13 protein-coding genes and 3 tRNA genes are annotated in these 18,868 nt (G+C 34.9%); 4 read left to right on the plus strand and 12 right to left on the minus strand.

The window, feature by feature from the left end; all coding sequences use genetic code 11:
* Positions 1-39 precede the first annotated feature (39 nt).
* From J2Y60_RS13030 to J2Y60_RS13060, 7 genes are all read right to left on the minus strand, one after another.
* Entirely contained in the window at positions 40-1,230 is a 1,191-nt protein-coding gene (locus J2Y60_RS13030) for a site-2 protease family protein (RefSeq protein WP_309916293.1), read from the minus strand.
* Positions 1,220-1,840: an HAD family phosphatase gene (locus tag J2Y60_RS13035; RefSeq protein ID WP_309916296.1), complete on the minus strand. Its 621-nt coding sequence runs from the start codon at positions 1,838-1,840 to the stop codon at positions 1,220-1,222. Before J2Y60_RS13035 ends, J2Y60_RS13030 begins: the two co-directional genes overlap by 11 nt.
* Positions 1,840-2,790 (minus strand): acetyl-CoA carboxylase carboxyltransferase subunit alpha, encoded by a 951-nt coding sequence (locus tag J2Y60_RS13040; protein ID WP_309916299.1) that lies wholly within the window; start codon positions 2,788-2,790, stop codon positions 1,840-1,842. The genes J2Y60_RS13035 and J2Y60_RS13040 overlap by 1 nt, the downstream gene beginning before the upstream one ends.
* Positions 2,791-2,954: 164 nt before the next feature.
* Positions 2,955-4,382, minus strand: coding sequence for an MBL fold metallo-hydrolase (locus J2Y60_RS13045; RefSeq protein ID WP_309916303.1), 1,428 nt, complete (start codon positions 4,380-4,382; stop codon positions 2,955-2,957).
* Between the two features lie 133 nt (positions 4,383-4,515).
* A complete protein-coding gene (locus tag J2Y60_RS13050; protein WP_309916306.1) occupies positions 4,516-5,181 on the minus strand; it encodes a CAP domain-containing protein in 666 nt (221 codons plus the stop codon).
* Positions 5,182-5,222: 41 nt separating this feature from the next.
* Complete coding sequence (locus J2Y60_RS13055; protein WP_409014229.1) at positions 5,223-6,266, minus strand: PmoA family protein; 1,044 nt, start codon at positions 6,264-6,266, stop codon at positions 5,223-5,225.
* Between the two features lie 83 nt (positions 6,267-6,349).
* Positions 6,350-7,591 (minus strand): hypothetical protein, encoded by a 1,242-nt coding sequence (locus J2Y60_RS13060; protein ID WP_309916308.1) that lies wholly within the window; start codon positions 7,589-7,591, stop codon positions 6,350-6,352.
* 532 nt (positions 7,592-8,123) lie between these two features.
* On the opposite strand from J2Y60_RS13060, the gene J2Y60_RS13065 reads away from it, so the two are divergent.
* Positions 8,124-9,806, plus strand: a complete 1,683-nt coding sequence (locus J2Y60_RS13065) for a 2-oxo acid dehydrogenase subunit E2 (protein ID WP_309916310.1) — start codon at positions 8,124-8,126, stop codon at positions 9,804-9,806.
* 68 nt (positions 9,807-9,874) lie between these two features.
* Here J2Y60_RS13065 and J2Y60_RS13070 read toward each other — a convergent pair whose 3' ends face one another.
* From J2Y60_RS13070 to J2Y60_RS13085, 4 genes are all read right to left on the minus strand, one after another.
* Complete coding sequence (locus J2Y60_RS13070; protein WP_309916313.1) at positions 9,875-11,626, minus strand: hypothetical protein; 1,752 nt, start codon at positions 11,624-11,626, stop codon at positions 9,875-9,877.
* Positions 11,627-11,917: 291 nt separating this feature from the next.
* Positions 11,918-11,989 (minus strand) — tRNA-Glu (locus J2Y60_RS13075).
* Between the two features lie 71 nt (positions 11,990-12,060).
* A tRNA-Glu gene (locus J2Y60_RS13080) sits at positions 12,061-12,132 on the minus strand.
* A 99-nt stretch (positions 12,133-12,231) separates the two neighbouring features.
* Positions 12,232-12,303 (minus strand) — tRNA-Glu (locus J2Y60_RS13085).
* A gap of 270 nt (positions 12,304-12,573) precedes the next feature.
* Here J2Y60_RS13085 and J2Y60_RS13090 point away from each other — a divergent pair.
* The 3 genes from J2Y60_RS13090 to J2Y60_RS13100 all read left to right on the plus strand — a co-directional run bounded on the left by J2Y60_RS13090 (position 12,574) and on the right by J2Y60_RS13100 (position 15,934).
* Positions 12,574-14,157, plus strand: a complete 1,584-nt coding sequence (locus tag J2Y60_RS13090; RefSeq protein WP_309916315.1) for a putative maltokinase — start codon at positions 12,574-12,576, stop codon at positions 14,155-14,157.
* A gap of 261 nt (positions 14,158-14,418) precedes the next feature.
* Complete coding sequence (gene pyrF / locus J2Y60_RS13095; protein WP_309916318.1) at positions 14,419-15,246, plus strand: orotidine-5'-phosphate decarboxylase; 828 nt, start codon at positions 14,419-14,421, stop codon at positions 15,244-15,246.
* A gap of 16 nt (positions 15,247-15,262) precedes the next feature.
* Positions 15,263-15,934 carry an acetoacetate decarboxylase family protein gene (locus J2Y60_RS13100; RefSeq protein ID WP_309916321.1) on the plus strand — a complete coding sequence of 224 codons (672 nt, stop codon included), beginning with the start codon at positions 15,263-15,265 and terminating at the stop codon, positions 15,932-15,934.
* A 910-nt stretch (positions 15,935-16,844) separates the two neighbouring features.
* Here J2Y60_RS13100 and glgB read toward each other — a convergent pair.
* Positions 16,845-18,866 (minus strand): 1,4-alpha-glucan branching protein GlgB, encoded by a 2,022-nt coding sequence (gene glgB / locus J2Y60_RS13105; protein ID WP_309916325.1) that lies wholly within the window; start codon positions 18,864-18,866, stop codon positions 16,845-16,847.
* Positions 18,867-18,868: the final 2 nt, after the last annotated feature.

Raw genomic sequence — 18,868 nt, forward strand, 5'->3', positions numbered from 1 at the left:
TTTCTTACTGAAATTAACTGTTTCAATACCGATAGTCAATTATTTAGCAGAAAAATCAATTTGCATAAATGGATATGGAGTAAAACAAAGAATAAAAATAGCTAATGACACCCAACCCAATAACTGTCTTTTGAAGTCTAAAGGTTCGTCGATTTCTACTTCGGGATGATATATTCCTAAAAATCTACCTAATAAAAATAAAAAAGGGAAGAATCCTGAGAAACCTTGAATGCTTGCTAAGGCAGGAATATAACTCAAAATAAATTGTCCTACTACTACGCTCAGGCTTAATACCCATGAGGTAAGCTGATTTTCTGAAATTCTTGAAAAACAAATTCTCAGGAACAATACATACCCCAACAGCCATGTAAAGAAATCAGATTCGGATTTATAGTATCCTGTTACACCAATATTTTTAATGTCGGCAATGGTAAACATTCCATATCCAGCAAAAAAAGCAAAAGCCACAAAAATAATAGGAGAGATGATATTAAATTTCTTTTTACCGATTAACCCATAAAGAATATGTCCGCCGTCTAATTGACCAATGGGGAATAAATTGAGTGCGGTAAAAAACAATGCTAAATATCCAGCCCAAATCAATGGATAGTGCATGATTTCAAAATTGGGAGGCAAAAGAGCAGGATCTGCTACATAAGTTTTAAAGAATTTAAACAATAGATTATCCCCCAACACTAATTGACCATTCATAAATTTAGGAATCTTCATTATCTCTGTAGGATATTCTCTTCCAAATTTTTGATAATCGGGATGTACTGTAAAAATATATTCAAAGGGAGGCAAATGGGTGAAGCCATAATACAATACTGCCAAGGCCACCACAAAACCCGCCAAAGGGCCAGCAATACCAATATCGAAATATTGTTTTCTTGAACGCGTTTTCCCCGTGATTCGAATGACAGCTCCCAATGTACCAATACCTATATCTGTTAGAACACTCAGCCACATGGGAATATAATAGGGGAGGGAAGTTTTGATATTATAATACCTTGCCGTAAAATAATGCCCAAATTCATGACAAGTGAGGAATGCTAAAAATGGAATAGAGAATTGAAAGCCTTGCCAAAAATCTTCAGGAAAATGTAGAAGATAGGGTTCGGGAAAAAAGAAAAAAGCCTTGGCAGTCATTGCTTCTGCACCTGCCAAGGTTGTTGTTATTAAAGTAACGATGAAAAGAACCGCTTGGATAATCTCTGTTTTATACTTCATTTGAAAATAAATCTAAAATCGTAAATTCTTGAGGAACAATTTGCTTTGTTTGAATACCTATCGCAGCAGCTCCTTCTAAGTTTACTAACAGGTCATCCAAGAATAAGGTTTCAGAAGCTATCAGATTAGCTTGTTTCAACACTGTTTCGTAGATGTCTACTTCAGGTTTTAGCTTTCCCATTTCATACGAAAGGAAGACATGATGAAAAATATCACTAAAATGCTTTATACCTGTAGCACGCTCTAAAATTCTTTCTACTTCTAAAAAGTGAATATTGCTAGTATTCGAAAGAATATAAATCTGATATTTTGTGGCTAATTTTTTGATGAGCTCAATCCTTGCTGGGTCAATATCCATCAATAAAGCACAAAAGGCTGTATCAATCTCTTGGTCACTAGCCGTGATTTTCAACTCTTCTCTAATTTCAGCCCTAAATTCAGCATCGCTTAAATGTCCTTTTTCGTATCTAGACCAAATTTGCTTTTCTTTCAGAATTCTTTCACTTTCTTTCCAGTTTACATTTTCTGAAATATCCGTAAAAGCCTTAAATGTTCTTTCAAAGTCAATGTCTATGATTACGTTTCCTAAGTCGAAGATGATATTTTTCACTAATTGTATACACCCATGTTACCAAACTTCTCAATTCTTTGATTGATTCTTTCGGCAGGGCTAATGTTTTGAAGTTCAGAAATCGTTTTAAGTATCACATCTTTTACAGTTTGACTGATTGTCGGATAGTCAAGATGGGCACCGCCTAGTGGTTCAGGAATAATGCCATCTACTAAACCATTTTTCAACATATCAGTAGCTGTTGGTTTCAATGCCTCCGCTGCTTGTTCTTTAAAATTCCATGTTCTCCATAAAATAGTTGAACAGTTTTCTGGAGAAATTACAGAATACCAAGAGTTTTCGAGCATCAACACTCTATCACCAATCGCAATCCCTAAAGCTCCACCAGAAGCACCTTCGCCAATGATAATACAGATGACAGGTACTTTTAGCATAAACATATCACGAATGTTTCTAGCAATAGCTTCCCCTTGTCCGCGTTCTTCTGCTTCTAAGCCAGGAAATGCACCAGGCGTATCTATCAAAGTAACGATTGGCTTGCCAAATTTCTCTGCCATTTTCATTAAGCGTAACGCTTTGCGATAGCCCTCTGGGTTTGGCATTCCGAAATTACGCAATTGGCGTTGCTTAGTATTTCTTCCTTTTTGCTGACCAATGAACATAATTGTTTGGTCTCCAATTTTACCAAAACCTCCCACCATTGCTTTATCATCACCCACATTTCTATCACCGAAAATCTCGATAAACTCATCACAGATGTTTTCGATATAGTCTAACGTATAAGGGCGTTCAGGATGACGAGAAAGTTGGACTCTTTGCCAGCGAGTTAGATTAGTAAATGTCTCTCTTTTTAGCTCTTCGATGTTGGCTTCCAACTGTGAAGCTGCTAAAGACACATCTACATTATTATCAATTGCCAATTTTTTCATTTCAGCTAATTTAGCTTCAAGCTCGGCAATAGGTTTTTCAAAATCTAGTAAAGTACGCATATTTAGTTTTTTACGGTTATTAAATTATCCGTTGACTATTTTAGAAAGGTAAAATTCAGCGAATAAAACTGAAGTTTTAAAAATATTCACGCAAAATTAGACAAATATCAACCTAAAAGAAAAGACTGACCAAATTTTTGAGATTTGACCAGCCTTTTAATCGATTATAAAATATATTCTTGTCCCATTTCTGGAATCTCAATATTTGAATATCCTTCGTCTTCAAGCAAAGTCTTGAAAGTATTCATACTATCTTCTTCTCCATGAATTAAAAACACTTTTTTGAGCTTTTTAGGAGATTGTTTCTTAACAAAATTAACTAAATCTTGTTGGTCCCCATGACCCGAGAAAATATCAATTTTCTCAACGTTGGCTAAAACTTGATATTCTACATCTTTGATTTTCAATGACTTCTGCCCATTCATTAAACGCCAACCTAGTGTTCCTTCAGATGAATAACCTACCAGCAAAATAGTACAATATACATTATTGATATTGGCAGCAATGTGTTGTTCTACCCGCCCTCCAGAAATCATTCCCGAAGCTGAAATGATAATACAAGGTTCAGCATAATTAGAAATAGCCTTACTTGATTTTTCACTTTGAATGTATTGTAAATTTTCAAAATCAAATAAGGAATCATTTTCCTCGTAAAAATCTCGAGCTTGTTTATTCAGCTGTTTGATGTTTTTTTGATATACTTTGGTGGAAGCATAAGCTAAAGGACTATCACTGAATACTTTAATCGGCGTAAATCCCTTTTCAGAGTACAACCTATTTAGAGTATAAAGCAATGCTTGCGTTCTGCCAATTGAAAAAGCAGGAATAATTAACCTGCCTGGAATATCAATACAAGTACGCTGGATGATTTCAGCTAAGGCTTCTTCTGGTGTTTTTTTGTCTTCGTGCAATCTGCCACCATAAGTAGTTTCGCACAATAAATAATCAACCTCAGGAATTTCAGTAGAAGGGTCTATATGCAGAGGATAGTCTTTTCTACCGATATCACCAGAAAAACAGATACTTTTCGTCTCACCATTTTCTTGTACTTCGATAATAATATGAGCCGCACCCAATAAATGCCCAGCAGGAATAAACGTTACCCAAGCATTATCGGCAATTCTGAATCGTCTGTGAAATTGAAGTGTAACAAAGTTACTCATTGCATCTTCAACGTCTTTCTGTAAATATAAATCGCCCTTAATGAGCAACCTATCCATCTTCTTTTTCTTCTTTTTGCTATCTCCTTCTGCTTGTTTTACTTTTTTTAAGTTCAGATTGGCTGCATCATACAATAAAAGGCTTGTCAAATCGGCGGTTGAAGAAGTACATAGTACTTGCCCTTCATAACCTTCACGATACAACATGGGGATATTTCCAGAATGGTCTATATGTGCGTGAGTAAGAAGAACTAAATTTATTTGCGAGGCCTCAAATGGAAAAAATGCTTTATTACTTACTGGTTGTGTATAATCAACTTCGCGACCCATATTTCTTCCACAATCAATCAGAATCTTAAATTCATCATCTAGTTCAAGTAAATACATACTACCCGTCACCTGCCTCGTAGCTCCCCAAAAAGTTAATTTCATTCTATGTATTTTATGTTTTAAATCCTAATTGGTAATTAGTGTAAATACAAAGATACCAAAAAGAGCTTCAATTCAAATAGGTGAATTTCCTGAAAAATAGAAAATCTCCAGAAAGTATTTGTGTGTCTGGACTTTATCCTCCAAAATTTTGCGTGATTCTGCTAAAAGGACTATTCTGTGATTTATAAGGATTTTTACTTAATCTGATAGCACAGCCCATCACCTTGTAATTCTTATTGAGCAGATTTGCTCGGTGTCCAGGCGAATCCATCCACTCGTTTACAATGTTGGTGGCCAACTCTTTATAAGTCTGCATCGTCAAGGTTTTTTCTGTTTTACAATCAATATATTGAAAATCACCCCCCTTTCTTTTAGGTTCAATAAGACAAAACATATCTTCTTTCGATTGAATAATATCAAACTCAGCAATATTTTCAGCCATTTGTGAAAACTCACTAGTTTTGTTCATGATTCTTTTGGCAAAAGTTCTGTTGCTTCTACTAGAAGGGTCATCGTGGCTATAAAAATTCCTATTAATCATTGCTTCTGAATGTTCAGATGCTACTTGATGTAGTACAGAAGAATAAGCAAAGAGTGGGAGATGATATTTTTTTCGTTGTAAATTACTTATATGAAATAGCGTAGCATCAAGTAATTCTTCATCTGGATTTCTAGCATCAATGGGTTGATTGACTTTTGCAGAGCTTAAGAAATCATTTGGACTGACTTCATAAAGAGAAGTTTCTGTTTGAAAAGAAGTGCTTACAACACAGAAAAATATTAAAAATAGATACTTCATACATTTTTTATTTATAAAACGTATGAAGTACCTACTATAGTTTATTTAGCAAAATCTGCGGCTAATTTATTTAAAGTTTCATCACTAACTTTTCCTGAAGTAATTACTGTACGATAGCGGAAAGTAACAGATTGTTTCGGTGCCAACGTATAGTTCAATTCTTTCTTTTCTTTACTGAAAACTTTCTCTCCTAATGGATTAGCAGCAAAAAGTCCATAGCCACGTGCATGCCAAAATGTAGGATAGTTTACATTTTTAGGGTGGTCGATGATGGCAATAGAAATATCTTCGTCTTTGATTTTACCAGCTAAGTTTGTCCATTTTCCTCTAGTACTCCACACATTTTCACCTTCAATTCCTTCACTGCTTCTATAATTACCAGTAATACCTGTGTTATCCAATTTGTCCACCTTGGTTTCGATACCATTTGCATCTACGAAAACATCAGGTTTGTCAGAAGGGTGTTCTAATTCACGCGCAACTCTGATAGCAAAAAATCCATCTTTTACATCTTTAAAAACAACTTCTTTGTCTTGAGCCGTCAAAGTTGTAATTCTGTCAATAATACGTTGGTTACCTTTTGCATGAAAAATATACGTTGTTTTTTCTTTCAAAAGTGTAGCACCCTTTCCATCCGTATCAACCCAGTCGGCTGTTACAGATAAACTTGCCTTACCTGCTCCGCCTTTACTTGATACAATCCCTGTATGCTTAATAGTTCCATATTTTGAACGGTCTTTGATAGCAGTAGAATTGTTCCAAAAATCAAAACCATTGACAGATTCATAATTAAGCCACATCCCAACGTGGTGCGGATGGTCAACTCTTTCTCCTGGACGAGTAGCAAAAGGATATCCACGTGTAATAGTAGTACCTTTTGATGTAAGGATGGGGAACAATACAGGTTTTTTTAGAATAGCATCGCTCGGGTAGAAGTAAGCTGTAAAAGGTTTATCATCTACTAATACATCTACTTTGTTTTCATTTTCTTTAACAACAAGTTTGATTTGATCTTTTTTTTGTTGAGCCATTGCGAAATTATAGCCAAATAAAAGAGTACAAAGCAATAAAAAGTTTTTTTTCATTAGTATTTTGTTTGAGAGTTTTACCATTAAAATTGTGTTTACTTATCCAAAGCATAAAAGAGATTTTTTATACTGAATAGCCTTTAAATTTCCTGCTTTTTCATGGCCAGATTCAACCAATATAATACACCGATAAATATAATAATTTCGAAAAAGTACTCCATTGTAAAGCGTAACTCAGAGAAATCTTTGAATTGTAAAAATGGTTTGCCAATTCTAAACCATAACGAAGGCTGAAAAGAAGCTATGAATTGTATCAGGAAGGTAATGACGATAAATCTTTTACGATTAAAAAAGTTAAAGCCAAAAATCAAAGGCATTGAATAAATGAAAACATAATTGGCATACGAACCGATTTGTATCACCATCATTAACCCAAAAAGAATTATCCAAATTTTGGGAATGTATTCCTGAATGGTTAATTTCCTGCTTAGGTAGGTCTGCCACAAAGCAAATACTAATATGACAAAAAGACCAATCCAATTGATTACCTTAATGTTATTACCTAGGTTAAAACTCCAGATGAAAGGGTTTGCAATAGACCAAGCATTAGGAGCCATAGGTTCTTGAGCCAAACGGATAGGCATCAAGAATGAATTGCCACCATAATACAATAAGAAAACAAGGACGGGTAAGCCTACTACTATATTGCCTAGAAAGAATTTAACTTTGTCTGTTACTTTAAAAAATATCAGAGGGATAAATAAGACAAAAAATGCTTTAGTACATAATAAGCCAAGACCAGTGATTATGCCTAATACAAAATCTGATTTTTGTTTTTTCCAACAATAGATGATTAAACAAGCAAAGCCCCACATCCAGATATCTTCTTGCCCACCGATGACACAAAAAATAAAAGGACCAGGGAGTAATAAATAAATTAATGTTTTGAATAAATCTGCAGATTGTTTTTTGGAAGAGAAAGTAATCATGGTAATCCAAAGAACAAGGAGCTCAATAAATATCATTAAGAGTGTGACGGCTTCGGGGCTATTCCAAAGGAAAAGCAATAAGGCAGTGATATAAGGGAATAATGGTGAATATAATGACTCGAAGTCACGGTATACTAATTTTAATTTAAGGGCTTCTTGGGCTGATTTCCAAAAAATGATAACATCCGACTGTGCCTTGAAATGCAGGATGACATAAACAATTATAAAGGGGATAATCCTAAATAAGATAGATAGTATTAAAAAAGAATTAACTCTTTTTAATTTATCAAAGATTTTTTCTAAGTCTTGTTGATACCTAAAAGCGAGTAATGCTATAAAACACAGGCCTAATGAAATCAAAATTTTAAAATAAATCGTTCCGTACTTAGTCATGTCTATCATATTATCTATGAAATTTAGAGAGCTAGTTGCATAACTAACCCAGATGATTGAATAGAATTAATAGCTAATGATGGTATAGCCTAGTATAACATAGTACGAGAAGATGTAAAACAAAGACTTTAATATAGTATATATTATATCTAAATACTTTTAATGAAGAGTGGTTAGGTAGCCTTGGAAGAAAGCCTTTAAAATAAAAGAGGGTTGGTTTGTTGAGGTTAAAGTTAGTGTTGTTTTATTGATATATAAAATTTTATTTTTTTTTAGTATAAATTGATGGTTATTGTGTTTTCAATTAACAGAATAAATACATGTTATGAAAAGAAGACAAAATTATATTTTTTCAAGATAGCTTTTGAAACCAAGTGTTTAGCCTTATTTTTGAATTCTAAATTGGTTGTGTAGTTGTTTTTATTAGTTTTTAGTTGTTGATTTACCCAAATTTTATCACAGCAAATCACTATTTAGCTAATGGCTATTTAACCATTTACCAAAAACAGTAAATTTTCCTATAATAATAAAAATGGCAGAAATCATAACCATGCCCAAAATGAGCGACACCATGACAGAAGGTGTTGTTGCAGAATGGCTCAAAAAAGTTGGTGACCCTTTAAAGCCAGGTGACGGCTTGATTGCAGAAATCGAAACAGATAAAGCTACGATGGAGCTTGATTTGGACGAAAGAATGGATTTGAGCAATTTTAAAGATTGCCGAATTTTATACATTGGTTTAGAGAAAGGCAAGGCCGTACCTGTAGATAGCATCATTGCTATTATTGGTGAAAATGGTGAAGCTTATGAACATCTTTTATCTGGTGGTACTCCTGCCAAAGCTGATGCCCCTGCTACTCCAGAAGAACCAGCCGCTGCGAAACCTGAACAAAGTGCTCCAGCTGTAGATACTTCTAATATCAAAGCCGAAGTAATTGGAATGCCGAAAATGTCGGATACAATGATGGAAGGTACATTGGTGGCTTGGCTTAAGAAAGTAGGAGATACAATCAAAGCAGGCGATGCTCTTTTGGCAGAAGTGGAAACTGATAAAGCCACCATGGAATTTGATTTAGATAATTTTATTGATGTTACAAAATACAATCCTTGTACATTATTGTATATCGGTCTTGAAGAAGGAAAAACTGTAAATGTTGATGACGTTATTGCTATAATTGGGGAACCAGGTGCTGATTACCAAGCATTATTGAATGGTGGAAAAGCGGCTGCTGCTCCTGCAGCTAGCACTGCAGCTCCAGCTACAACTAACACACCAGCGCCAGAAGCTAAAGTAGAAGAAGCTGTTCCTGTAGCTGATGCGGATGGACGAGTGAAGGCTTCACCATTAGCAAAAGCTTTAGCGAAAGACAAAGGCATTAACATTGCTCAAGTAAAAGGTACTGGTGAAAACGGAAGAGTAGTAAAAGCTGACGTTGATAATTTTGTTCCTGCCGCTGCTGCTCCTAAACCTGCTGAGGCACCTGCTAAAGCGTCGGGTAAACCTGCCGTAGCAGCACCAGTGATTACTGCAGAAGAAAGCTACGAAGAATTCCCATTGAATCAGATGCGTAAAACGATTGCTCGTCGTTTATCTGAATCTAAGTTCTCGGCGCCAGAATTCTATTTAACCATGGAAATCAACATGGATAAAGCGATGACTGCCAGAGTATCAATGAATGAAATTTCTCCTGTGAAAATTTCATTTAATGATATGGTGATGAAAGCCGCTGCTGTAGCTTTAACAAAACATCCAAAAGTGAATTCTTATTGGTTGGGCGATAAAATCAGAATCAATCACCATGTACACATCGGAATGGCTGTAGCTGTTGAAGATGGTTTGTTAGTACCAGTTATTCGTTTTGCCAATACTAAATCACTTTCTCAGATTTCTGCGGAGGCGAAAGATTTAGGTGGTAAAGCTAAAAACAAGCAATTACAACCAAAAGACTGGGAAGGTAATACTTTCACAGTTAGTAACTTGGGTATGTTTGGTATTGATGAGTTTACATCAATTATTAACCAACCTGAATCATGTATCTTGGCTGTAGGTGGTATTAAAGAAACTGTTGCTGTTAAAAACGGACAATTCTATGCGACAAACATTATGAAAGTAACCCTTACTTGCGACCACCGTACAGTGGATGGTGCAACAGGTGCTGCTTTCTTGCAGACTTTCAAACAATTATTGGAAGATCCAATCAAATTGTTAGTATAGTCTCGGATATAGATTCACAAAAAAAGCTTGCAGATTTGTCTGCAAGCTTTTTTTGTGAATTAGTATTTTTAAAATTTCAACATCGTATAAAAATATTCTTTATCAGCCGTTGGAATAGAGGCTAGAGGCTTGTTTTTATAGATGGGATTAGTAGTTTCCCATGCATCAGGGGTAATATGAATTTCTTGATAAACACCATCAACGTTTGCTCTTAACCATACTTCTGTAGGCTCTATCCCTTCAGAACGCCAGCACATAGCCTCTAACTTTTTCGGACCTACTTTGGTTCTGCAAGGTAAGACTTTGGGAGAATCTGCCCATTCTACGGCTTTGTGTTTTACCCAATTTTTGTGGTCATAACTTTGTTCTGTTTCCCAATATTGTGGAACCATTTCAAGGTATGCATCTGCCCCTCCATTGGTCATTAACATTTTTAAGGCTGCAAAAAAGCCGATGTAGGTGTCATGTGCTTTGTTATCTACAAAGGAGTTTTTATCCCATTCATGCAAATCGACATTGTTCATGTAGTTGATACTAACAATGTCAAAAGCATACCGCCGTCCTGCCATTGCTCCTCTGTGTGCTAGGATGGCATCTTCTACTACGTTTCCATTGGCTAATTTAACGTAAGGATTTAAACCGATTGGGCCTTTGTCTGCAATCACTTTCGTAAGCATCTTGTTGCGTCTGTTATTGAGCTTGTACCTACAGTACCACGATTGCCACTCTAATAAAGTACCCGCTCTTGCTAAAAAATGCTCTGTATTTCTATTGTTACCATATTTATTAATCACAACCGTATTTCCATTGCCTAAATCATAAGTTTTACCTTGTTGCGTAAACTCGTGTGAATAAAACGATATTTCGTTGCTTGGGATAATATTAGGATAGTCGATAGGGCGTTTGTTAATGACTCCCTTTGAAGGAATAGAAATAGGAGTAGTGGAAGATAGCCAATCCTCAGAAAATTTGGCTTTGCTATTCGTGTAATTACCCTCAGCATCTGGATAATAAAGCGTCATTTTTTCGCCATTTTCTCTGTCGTGAATATAACCAAGTGTATTAATAGGCCCACCATAGTCTGAAGAAACATCGCCAGTAGTACTTTCAGCCATGCCAATTAGCACAGCCCTATGAAGTTTATCACCATAGTCGGCAGTACCGTCTTCTATATCAACGGCCACTAATCCCCTATGCGATTTACCATTGATATTATCACCCCATCCCATCGTAGCATCTAGGGACGTAGAACGTCCAAAGTCATAAGCACCTTCCATCCCTTTGCTTGATAGCTTTTCTCCACCTGATAGGCTTCCTTCAAAAAATCTGTGCTGATAGGGGATAGTACTGATAAAATCTTGAAAACGTTTTCCTACAAAAGGATCAATATCATTATTCCACGGCTTCCCACGTTCTAAATCAATTTGCCAGATATAGTCAAGACCTCTTTTGCCATAACCACTATAAAACTCTGGTACGATGGTAACATTACCCATTAAGCCTACTTCCCAAGGATTAATATGATTATCAGTAAAAGGCTTGCCCCAGAAATTCCACCAAACCCCCCACTTGGGTCTTATATATCCTTGTGCATTTATATAAGTAGGTATCGTGAATTTACCAATCAATTGTAAAGGAAGGTCATTTACTTTTGATTGGATGGCAATTTCTTTTGCCACATTACTAATTGATTGAGGCGTATTTGTAATTGTTTTGGTAGGAAGTTGCTGTATTTTTTTGACAGTATTTACTGCATGTTCAGTATGCTGTCCACAAGAAATAAAAGATATTAGGGTAAATAAGATGAGTATTTTTTTCATTATATAAAACATTATTAATAGTTGCAATACTGGACAGTTAACCAATTTGCAACTATAACGAAAAAATTACTTGTTAATGCAATAATCTGTTACTTTTTGTTTTTATTCCTGAAGTCTCAATTTTCATTTGCATTGAATCCAATCTTTAGAATGGTGTCAACCACTGTGTAATTGAATCCTATTTTTTTGATTTTGCCCCAAAAAAGGAGGGAGGAGGAGGTTTTGATGTGAGATGAGTTCAAACAAAAAAGCAGACAACTCTTTTAGAGTTGTCTGCTTTTGACAGAATTGTAGTCCGTACGGGAATCGAACCCGTGTTTCATCCGTGAAAGGGACGTGTCCTAACCCCTAGACGAACGGACCATTGGGTTATGCTAATTTTACTTTGAATGTACTTAACTTATAAAGTACGCCACTATACTATAAAAGTATTGTAGTCCGTACGGGAATCGAACCCGTGTTTCATCCGTGAAAGGGACGTGTCCTAACCCCTAGACGAACGGACCATTGGGTTATGCTAAATTTTACTTTACTATCACAAAACATTTTTTGTGATTAGAATTAAAAACCCTCCATACTGCTATGAAGGGCTTGTTAACTTCTTGTAGTCCGTACGGGAATCGAACCCGTGTTTCATCCGTGAAAGGGACGTGTCCTAACCCCTAGACGAACGGACCATTGGGTTAAAACTTTTCGATATTTTGTATCGCTGTTCGTTTTTCGTGGTGCAAAGGTAGGGAGAATATTTAGAATACACAACCACAAAATGAAAAAAAAGAAAACAAATTGTTAAAGTTGTTGATAATCAAAACCTTGCAAAGTGGTTTTTTTGAAAAATATTTTTAATAATCATGAAAGCACTATTCTGCTTTTTTTAAATATAAATAAATTATAAATTTAAATTCTGAAAATACCATTTTTATAAAACAAAATTTAGGCTATCAATAATGATTCAATCAAAAATTACCTCACTAAGCTCAAAAATTGCGTGGGAGCAAATTAGGGCAGATACAGAGCTTTTTGACAATTTTGAAAAAAATGTTTTACCTGCCTATCTAAATAGCTGTAGGTGGTTTGCTGGTAAGGCTAGAATACAGAAATCCTTTAAGGTCACAACAACCTTAGAAATTCCGATGAAGGATTCCATAGCTTTATTAATGATTATCTCTGTTTCTTATGAAGACGGGGATGTGGAACGTTATCTACTGCCAGTTTCGTTTATAGATGCAGGTCATACAAAAGAAATAACGCCCAAAGGGATAATTACCTTGGCTTATATCAACAATAAAAGGGGAATCATCGTAGATGCCATTTATGATGAACGTTTTCAGCAAACTATTTTTTACCATTTAGCCCATGCTGAAAATATTGCTCAACAGGAGGGAAGAGTAGACTTTACGCGCGGTAAAGGGTTTTTAGGAGAAGATATCAACGCACCGATTAGCTCTAAAGTCTTGCCCGTTGATTCTTCTAATTCAGCGATTGTTTTTGGCGATAAGTATTTTCTAAAGTTATACAGAAAATTATTTACCGAGACTAATCCAGAAGTAGATATGGTGGAGTTTATCACAGAACATTCCACTTTTGCTTTTATTCCAGCGTTTGCGGGGAGTTTGGTATGGAAACAAGAACAAATGCCAGACATTACGCTTGGGATGATGCAGCGGATGGTAGAGAACCAAGCTGATAGCTGGGTTCAAACGGGAGAGCAGTTAAATGATTTTGTGGAGGCTTTTGTTGCGAAATCGTTTTCGATTAAAGAAGAAGTATTTCAGCAAGTAGAATTGTTGGCTCAACGAACTGCGGAAATGCACTTGGCTTTATATAAACCCGAAGCCGAAAAAATGTTTGTTCCAGTTCCTTTTGATGATGCCTATAGAAAGTTTGTTCATGATAGATTAACTAATTTGTTAGATAAAAGATATAGCCTACTCATTGATAACTACACCAAGATTACTGATGTAGTAACAAGAAAGCTGGCTTGGGATTTTATGGAGGCTCGTGAGTTGATTGAAGAGTTTGCCGCAGGAATTCTTGAAAAACCAATTTTTTCACAAAGGATTAGGATTCATGGCGATTATCATCTGGGGCAGGTATTAGCTACACAGAATGATTATATCATCATCGATTTTGAAGGAGAGCCTGAGAGTTCTATCACTGATAGAAAAATCAAGCATTCGCCTTTGAAAGATGTAGCAGGCATGATTAGGAGCTATCATTATGCTATTTCAGCAAAAATGTTTAATGACCCTGCTTCTGCAAAACTAGATTCACAAAGAATACAGACCGTAGCAGACCGCTGGTATAGATTGATTCATCAAACGTTTATGGATAAATATTTAGAAACGTTTGGTAACCCACATCCTTTGTTTAAGAACAATAATGAAATTAATTTTTTGATGTTGATATATCTTTTAGAAAAGGCTGTTTATGAATTAGGCTATGAAATTAACTATAGACCAGACTGGGTTAAAATACCATTGAAGGGAATTGTAAATGTAATTCGAGAAATTGAAAAGTTGAAAATGTAGCTGACAAAAAGACCAAAGCTCAATTGAGAGTTTTGGTCTTTTTGTTTTATTATAATATAATCAAGTGTATTTCAAATGATATAATAGTATTGCTTAAAAGTATTATTTATCTCATAATAATAAAAAATTAGATAAATAAAATGTTGTTTTTTGAATACGAACAGATTAATATTGCTCATATAATGATGCTTAATCCTCTGATTAGGCAGTTTTTCTCCAATTAAACTTAGCACTTTTTATAAAGAAACTAAGCATTTATAAATGACAAAGTCGCAGCTTTTTGAGCAAATTTTACAAAAGCAATCCTATCTATGTATTGGTTTGGATACTGATATTCAGAAAATCCCCAAACATTTATTAAAAACAAAAGATCCTATTTTTGAGTTTAACAAACAAATTATTGATGCAACCCATCAATATGCGGTTGCTTATAAACCTAACATTGCGTTTTATGAAGCTTTTGGTGCAAAAGGATGGGAAAGTCTTCAAAAAACATTAGCATATATTCCCAAAGAGTGTTTTACTATTGCTGATGCTAAAAGAGGAGATATTGGCAATACTTCTGGCTTGTATGCCAGAGCTTTTTTTGATGAAAAATCTTCGGGATTGAATTTTGATTCAGTAACTGTAGCACCTTACATGGGTGAAGACTCGGTTAAGCCTTTTTTGGATTTTGATGGGAAATGGGTAATTCTTCTAGCACTTACTTCAAATGTAGGAAGCAAAGACTTTCAGAATCTTACTTTAAACAACGATAAACAGCTTTTTGAGGAGGTTCTTACTAAATCTCAAGAATGGGGCAGTTCTGAGCAATTAATGTACGTAGTAGGGGCTACTAAAGCCGATATGCTTCAAAAAATCAGAAGTATTGTCCCTGACCATTTTTTGCTAGTACCGGGCGTAGGCGCACAAGGAGGAAGTTTAGAAGAAGTTTCTAAATTTGGTATGAACAAACAATGTGGTTTGTTAGTTAATTCGTCAAGAGCCATTATTTATGCTTCATCTGGGGAAGATTTTGCAGAAAAGGCTGCTCAAGAGGCGCTTAAAGTTCAGGTAGAGATGCAAACATATTTGGCTACTTATTTATAGTAGAAAACCCTTTGATATGCAAAATGATGATGAAATCAGGCTTGAACCTGCTCCGTGGAATTTGACTGGCAATGCTTATGCATTGATTTATAAGTTTCCAAAGGAATTTGTAGTAGAGAATGGTTTTATGGAAGATTTTCAAAAAAAACGTTTTCTAGGCTACTTTGGTACAGTCATGTTGGTAGACTACCAGTCTTCAAATGTTGGGAAATATTATGAATTATTATTTATTCCCGGAATGTTTACATTTGATTGGACAAAAGTTTTTTCAATTAGTAAAATCTATGTGTCCTCAGAAGAAAGTGTTTTAAATGGATATAACAACTGGGGAATTCCAAAAGAAAAAGCTGATTTTGAATGGGTTGAAGATAAAAATGGTGTTAAAAAAGTACAAGTTAGCATCAATAAATATGTTATTTTTGAAGCTGAATTAAGTAAAGGTTTTTTGAGTATTCCCGCCAAAAGCGATGTTTTTCCTTTGAAGCTGGCGCAAAAACTTAATAATGACTTAATGCTTACTTCTTTCAATTTTAAAGGAAAAATTAAATTTTTAAAAATAGAAAAAATTAAGGTTGATAAAGGATATTTCCCAGATATTACACGTTTATCACCATTATTAACTATTCAAATTAATAATTTTGATATGAGGTTTGAAATGCCACTTATCAGGAAAAATTATTTCGAATAAAATTTATTGGTTTTATCTAATAAATAATTACTAATTTTTTTGTGGATTGAGAAATGTCTATATATATTTGTTAAAGGTTTACTATTGAAGGTTTTGCTTCTACTAAAAGCCCCTTTCAGTAACTTTTAATAATTTAACTGAATAACATCCGCCAATGTTAGGACGAGAAGAAGCTTTTGTGATATTAGTGATAGACTAAAGCTTAAAGTATTTCTCCAGATTTACTGACCCTTTCATTGTGCAGATATCAATCAAAAAAATATTAATTTAAACTGAATTTGTAATTTATTACTTTAAGATGTAATAAATAAAAATATATGCTGTAAAAAGCAAAGGGATTTTTCCCGAAAAGATTACTACTTAGGCGGATTGTGTAAAGACTCGGAGCGATGCATCGAGTCTTTATTTTTTGTGATAATATCGCTCAGAAAAAGTTTAAATAGTTATTTGTACAATTTATGGAAGGTTGATAAATGAAGGACTTAATCAAGATTTAACAATTTATTTTAAAATCTTTTCACTTAAATCATCATATTTTTTCGCTCAAATAACAAATTCTTGAAATTCACATCAAAATTTTAGCTTGGAATGTCTAAATTCTTGGTTCGTGTAATTCTTGAAAAAATCATAGCTTTTAAAATACAATATCTATGATTTTGTATTAATTTTACTTCATCAAATAACAAAATTATGGCGGTAATTATTTTATTTGATATTCCAATTATAATATTTTAAATTCTATTTATGGCGGTAAAAAGACTTTTAAAATATTATAATATACAACATGCTTATACCATGTTTGTTTAAAGATTATTTTAAAAAGACCCTTGAATTGGCGGATTCATAGGTCTTTTTTTTTTGACATTAAATTTAAAAAGGATGATACTTCATAAGTGTCATCCCTTTTATTTTATTTAACTTTTAATATACTAGCACCGAGTGGTGGTATGGTAAGGGAAATAGAGTAGGCTTTTCCTTGCCAAGCAATCTCATCGGCCATAATGAGCGATTTGTTTGTTTTACCACTACCTCCAAAGTCATGTTCGTCGGAATTTAATATTTCGTTCCAAATTCCCATCATAGGTACTCCAATTCTGTAGTTTTCGTGAGGAACTGGTGTCATATTCAGAATAATAATCAGTTGCTCTTTACTAACATTTCCTTTTCTAGCATATATCACGATTGAATTGTTTCTATCAGATGTATCAATCCATTCAAACCCTTCATGTGAAAACTGTTTTTCATATAAAGCAGGTTCTGTTTTATACATGTGGTTTAAGGCTTTCATCAAATTCTGAATGCCTCTATGAGGAGCGTGGTCTAGTAACCACCAATCCAAACTTTTTTCAAAGTTCCATTCAGATGTTTGCCCAAATTCACCTCCCATAAAAATTAGATTAGTTCCAGGGTGAGTGAACATATATGAAAACAAGAGCCTTAAATTGGCAAACCTTTGCCATTCATCACCAGGCATTTTACCTACCAGCGATTTTTTACCATATACCACTTCATCATGAGATAGTGGTAACATGAAATTCTCTGAAAAAGCATAGTTTGTCGAGAAAGTTAATTGATCTTGGTGATGACGACGATACATTGGATCTTTTTGGAAGTATTTCAAGGTATCGTTCATCCAACCCATCATCCATTTCTGTCCAAACCCTAAACCACCTGCATAAATAGGTCTTGAAACGCCAGAAAATGAGGTTGATTCTTCTGCAATAATTTGTATATCTGGAAACTGTGCATAAAGCGTCTCATTTAATTCTTTGAACAAAGAAATTGCTTCAAGATTATGATTTCCTCCAAAAATATTTGGTTCCCACTCTCCATGTTTTCTTGAATAATCTAAGTACAACATTGACGCCACAGCATCAACCCTCAATCCATCTGCGTGGTAGCGTTCTAGCCAATAAACTGCATTTGAAATCAAGAAACTGCGAATCTCGTTTCTACCATAATTAAAGATATACGACTTCCAATCGGGATGATACCCTCTGCGCATATCAGGATGTTCGTAAAGATGTGTACCATCATATTCATACAACCCGTGTGCATCGCCAGGGAAATGTGACGGAACCCAGTCAAGTATTACGCCAATATCATTTTTATGACATTCTTCTACCAAGTACATGAAATCTTGAGGTGAGCCAAAACGAGAAGATGGTGCAAAAAAACCAAGTACCTGATATCCCCATGAAGGTTCATAAGGGTGTTCCATGATTGGCATGAATTCAACGTGAGTAAAGCCCATTTCTTTCACGTAATTCATCAACTGGTCTGCCAATTCTACAAAACTTAGCTTTTCATTACCATTTTTTCTTCTCCAAGAACCAACATGCACTTCATAAACAGACATGGGCGATGTTAAAGAATTTTTAGTATGACGTTTGGCCATCCAATCAGAATCCGTCCATTCATACCAATTATCCCAAACTATCGAGGCTGTGCGAGGGGGTATTTCAAATTGTTGCGCATAAGGATCCATCTTTTCGATAAGACGGTTATCTTGGGTTTGAATACAAAACTTGTAGGTTTCCCCCTTGCCGATATAAGGAATAAAACCTTCCCAAATTCCAGAAGCATCCCATCGTACAAAAAGATGGTGACTACCTTTGTCCCAGTAGTTAAAATTTCCAATGACTGATACCGATTTAGCAGAGGGTGCCCAAACAGAAAAGTAAACCCCTTGTACCCCTTGATATTCAGTAATGTGTGAGCCGAATTTTTCAAATAAACGATAATGCTTGCCAGCTTTGAAAAGATGAATGTCGAAATCAGAGAAACGGCTGAATACTTCTACATTTTTAAGTACTACCGGAGTAGAAACAGGAGTTTGATTTTCCTCTATAACTTCTACAACAGCTTTTTTAGTTACTTTTTTCTTAGTTGTTTCGGTTGATTGAGTAGTTGTTTTTGACGTTTTTGCCATCT

The sequence above is a fragment of the Arcicella sp. BE140 genome, assembly GCF_031456255.1.
Classification (GTDB): domain Bacteria; phylum Bacteroidota; class Bacteroidia; order Cytophagales; family Spirosomataceae; genus Arcicella; species Arcicella aquatica.

Coding starts and splice junctions, on each gene's coding strand:
- J2Y60_RS13045 (WP_309916303.1), bottom strand. CDS start 4,382: ATGAAATTAACTTTTTGGGGAGCTACGAGGCAGGTGACGGGTAGTATG.
- J2Y60_RS13030 (WP_309916293.1), bottom strand. CDS start 1,230: ATGAAGTATAAAACAGAGATTATCCAAGCGGTTCTTTTCATCGTTACT.
- pyrF (WP_309916318.1), top strand. CDS start 14,419: ATGACAAAGTCGCAGCTTTTTGAGCAAATTTTACAAAAGCAATCCTAT.
- J2Y60_RS13065 (WP_309916310.1), top strand. CDS start 8,124: ATGGCAGAAATCATAACCATGCCCAAAATGAGCGACACCATGACAGAA.
- J2Y60_RS13100 (WP_309916321.1), top strand. CDS start 15,263: ATGCAAAATGATGATGAAATCAGGCTTGAACCTGCTCCGTGGAATTTG.
- J2Y60_RS13090 (WP_309916315.1), top strand. CDS start 12,574: ATGATTCAATCAAAAATTACCTCACTAAGCTCAAAAATTGCGTGGGAG.
- J2Y60_RS13060 (WP_309916308.1), bottom strand. CDS start 7,591: ATGACTAAGTACGGAACGATTTATTTTAAAATTTTGATTTCATTAGGC.
- J2Y60_RS13050 (WP_309916306.1), bottom strand. CDS start 5,181: ATGAAGTATCTATTTTTAATATTTTTCTGTGTTGTAAGCACTTCTTTT.
- J2Y60_RS13070 (WP_309916313.1), bottom strand. CDS start 11,626: ATGAAAAAAATACTCATCTTATTTACCCTAATATCTTTTATTTCTTGT.
- J2Y60_RS13055 (WP_409014229.1), bottom strand. CDS start 6,266: ATGAAAAAAAACTTTTTATTGCTTTGTACTCTTTTATTTGGCTATAAT.
- J2Y60_RS13040 (WP_309916299.1), bottom strand. CDS start 2,790: ATGCGTACTTTACTAGATTTTGAAAAACCTATTGCCGAGCTTGAAGCT.
- glgB (WP_309916325.1), bottom strand. CDS start 18,866: ATGGCAAAAACGTCAAAAACAACTACTCAATCAACCGAAACAACTAAG.